Raw genomic sequence first — 2,876 nt, 5'->3', positions numbered from 1 at the left:
CATCAGCGCCAAAATGCCGAAAAGTTCATTGCCCCTGCATCGAGGGCCGCGTAACGTTCAACCCGGCATCGCCGCTCAACGAAGTTCAACAAACTTCGGGACATCCCCTTTTTGTACACGTGTGATGGCAGAATGGAACTCTGGACAGCGCGCGAGCATTAGAGACGCACAACGAGGTGTTCGGGAGGAAGATATGAACCGCAACGTTACAGCGATTTATCGCACCCATGCCGTAGCCGACCTGGTCCGTCAGGAACTCGAAGCGGAGGGTCTGTCCCGCAGCGATATCCATGTAATTCCCGACCATGATCGCGGGATTGTTGCCGCGGACGACGATGACCGTCGCTACTTCGACGCGATCCATGATCTGAACCTGCCGGACGCCGACGCCCGGACGTATGAGGCCAGTGTTCGCCGGGGCGACTATATCGTCTCGGTTGATGCCGGTGACGATCGGGTTGATCGCATCCAGGCCATCATGCGGCGTCCCGAAGCCGAGGCCTACAACATCGACGACCTGGACGCCGAATTCAGCAATTACGATCTGCTCCCGCCGCGCGACCCAATGCGTGGAACTCTCGATCCGGCGCTGCGGGGCGAAAGAGACCCCGCCTATACCAACCCCGACATGCGGTCCTACCGGCGGCGTTCGCCTGACAGCGACTATTGATCTCCGCGCAGCGCCAGCAATCTAACAAAGGACTGAAACCGTGAGCAACTACCGTGATCCGAAAGTCACCATTACCGAAAGCAAGAGCAATGTCGGCAAGCTGATCGGCATTGCCTTGGCCGTGATTCTCGGCCTGCTCCTGCTGGCCTGGGCGCTTGGTACCTTCGACGACGAGGCCGAGACCGTACCTGTCGTGACCGAAGAGCCCGCCACGCTAGACTCGGAGCCCGCTGCCTCTCCCCCGACAAACACCGAGCCGGCTGCCGTTCCGCCGGCAAACTAGAGACTGAAGCCGTGATTTAGCGCCGCTGAGCGGCGCTTGCTGGCTTTGGCTGGTCAAGCTCCCTGCTGACGCACATCGCCTGGGGTAGCCGCAGGTGGGTTCGCGGGCGGCGGCCCGGGGGTCGAGGTGGACCGCCGGCATATGTCAAGCCAAGGTTCTGGAGCCAATGTTCGAGGACTATGAATGGATCGATGACCAGGCGCGGCAGACCTTCGATGAGATCAAGCGAAACGTGAATGGTATATGGCGAAAGGCGGCCGAGGAAGCACGGGATCAAACGCAGGCGCGAATTGCCGAGATCAGGCGTGAGGCACACGAAGCGGCAGCACCCTTGCTTCGGGACGCAAATGATTTGAGGAGGATGTATGCTCGGCCCATATCGCGTGGCGACGAAAAGACGACCGATCAGTGATCGTCGATGCCGGCGGCACACTCGGCCGATTGTTTATTTGCGACCGGAACCGTCTTCCCGCTTGGAACGAAACCGTCCCGCATAAGCTTCCCGTATCGAGCGCTCATCGGGAGCGGCATATTCAAGGAGAATTCCGATGGATTGGGATCGTGTGGAAGGAAACTGGAAGCAGCTGAAGGGCAGCGTCAGGGAACAGTGGGGCAAATTGACCGACGATGATCTCGATGTCGTCGAAGGCAATCGCGAGCAGCTCGAGGGCAAGATCCAGGAACGCTACGGCTATGAGAAGGATCAGGTGCGCCGCGAAATCGACGAGTGGCTTGCCCGTCACTGAATTCGCTGCCATACGCTAACCATGCGAAGTCGGGTGATCGTTCCCGGCTTCTTTTTCGCTTGTGCGAATTATTCTCAGGCCGCGTTATCTGTGACCGGCGACAAGTATCGCATCGTATCGGCGCGCAATTCTGCCTTGGTCCCTGCGAACAAATCCAGAACGCCAAAGCAGCCGTTCGGCCTTCAGCCATATGGATAGGCCATGATCCGCCATTGGATTGACCGATTTCTCAAGTGGTGGACGCCACGGGCGGTCCGTGAATCCGCCGATGATCTCATTGCCATGCACGATCCGCGGCGCGCCTGGCTGGCCGCCCAGGATCGACGACGCCTGGCGCGAATCGTCGATGACGAAAAGCGTCAACGCCATTGGAGGGCCGTCATGCGCGAGATCGAGCGACAGACCGGCTACCGGCATCGACCGGATATCGCAACACGATACCTTGAGCCCTGACATGGCTGACCCCGAGAAACAGACCACCGAACAGCTGGAGGAAGCGATCGCCGCCGCCGAAAGGGAAAAGGCGATATGGACGAAAGCCCGAATGGCCTATCGGCAAGAGGGCGAAGTGGCTCTCAATCCATACTCACCACGCGATCCCGAGCATAAGATTTGGGCGGAGGGCTTTGCGCACGAAAAATCCAAGCCGATCAAACAATGGGGACGCTGACCGGGCTTTGGTGACAAGCTGCCCTCCTATGGTGCCGCCCTGCGGCAAGTCGGGGCGCGGGAATGTCCCGGTCTCTGTTGAAACTCTGAAGTGGGCGGCGTTGCCCGCCTTGAGCCGTTAGGCTCGGGGTGCCGATTCCACTGAGGAGAGCAACGCCATGAAGAAAGATATCATATTGCCGACGACGCCGGTCATCGGGACTGCGGACGAAGCGCTGATGGATGTTCAGCAGAGCTTCGAACGGTTCTGTCTTGCGGCGGGGATGGAAACGCTGGGCGCGATCATGGAGGCTGACGTCGAAGCGGCCTGTGGTCCGCGCCACGGCCGGGTCGAAAAGCGCGAAGCGCATCGCTGGGGCCGCACTCGCGGGCGGATCGGTGTCAAATCGCTTCGAACCGTGGGACTGACTCAATCCCGATGCAGTTGAGGGGCCGTATGGCGATTTTCCGAAGAGGAGAACGGCCACATGCCGACCGCTATTTCGCTTTCGTCGTTGATTCCGGCCGG

General features: G+C 59.8%; 6 protein-coding genes and 1 pseudogene. 6 read left to right on the top strand and 1 reads right to left on the bottom strand.

Features of this window, described 5'->3' with window-relative positions:
• From VSX60_RS22135 to VSX60_RS22120, 4 genes are all read left to right on the top strand, one after another.
• Positions 1-670: hypothetical protein (locus VSX60_RS22135; protein WP_327626396.1), on the top strand; the 670-nt coding region annotated here is incomplete at its 5' end.
• Between the two features lie 40 nt (positions 671-710).
• Positions 711-953: a hypothetical protein gene (locus VSX60_RS22130; protein ID WP_327626395.1), complete on the top strand. Its 243-nt coding sequence runs from the start codon at positions 711-713 to the stop codon at positions 951-953.
• A gap of 166 nt (positions 954-1,119) precedes the next feature.
• Positions 1,120-1,365, top strand: coding sequence for a hypothetical protein (locus VSX60_RS22125; RefSeq protein WP_327626394.1), 246 nt, complete (start codon positions 1,120-1,122; stop codon positions 1,363-1,365).
• A 136-nt stretch (positions 1,366-1,501) separates the two neighbouring features.
• Positions 1,502-1,699, top strand: a complete 198-nt coding sequence (locus VSX60_RS22120; RefSeq protein WP_327626393.1) for a CsbD family protein — start codon at positions 1,502-1,504, stop codon at positions 1,697-1,699.
• An 84-nt stretch (positions 1,700-1,783) separates the two neighbouring features.
• Here VSX60_RS22120 and VSX60_RS22115 read toward each other — a convergent pair whose 3' ends face one another.
• Positions 1,784-2,068, bottom strand: coding sequence for a hypothetical protein (locus VSX60_RS22115; protein WP_327626392.1), 285 nt, complete (start codon positions 2,066-2,068; stop codon positions 1,784-1,786).
• Positions 2,069-2,153: 85 nt separating this feature from the next.
• Here VSX60_RS22115 and VSX60_RS22110 point away from each other — a divergent pair, with 85 nt between their 5' ends.
• Both VSX60_RS22110 and VSX60_RS22105 read left to right on the top strand, forming a co-directional pair.
• On the top strand, positions 2,154-2,369 hold the full coding sequence (locus tag VSX60_RS22110) for a hypothetical protein (RefSeq protein WP_327626391.1): 216 nt from the start codon (positions 2,154-2,156) through the stop codon (positions 2,367-2,369).
• A gap of 157 nt (positions 2,370-2,526) precedes the next feature.
• Positions 2,527-2,748 (top strand): annotated as a pseudogene (locus VSX60_RS22105) (IS256 family transposase); the annotation flags it as partial.
• Positions 2,749-2,876 lie beyond the last annotated feature (128 nt).

Origin of the sequence: Aurantimonas sp. A3-2-R12 (genome assembly GCF_036016755.1) — a bacterium.
Classification (GTDB): domain Bacteria; phylum Pseudomonadota; class Alphaproteobacteria; order Rhizobiales; family Rhizobiaceae; genus Aurantimonas; species Aurantimonas coralicida_A.
This window is presented reverse-complemented; position numbering and strand designations above follow the sequence as displayed.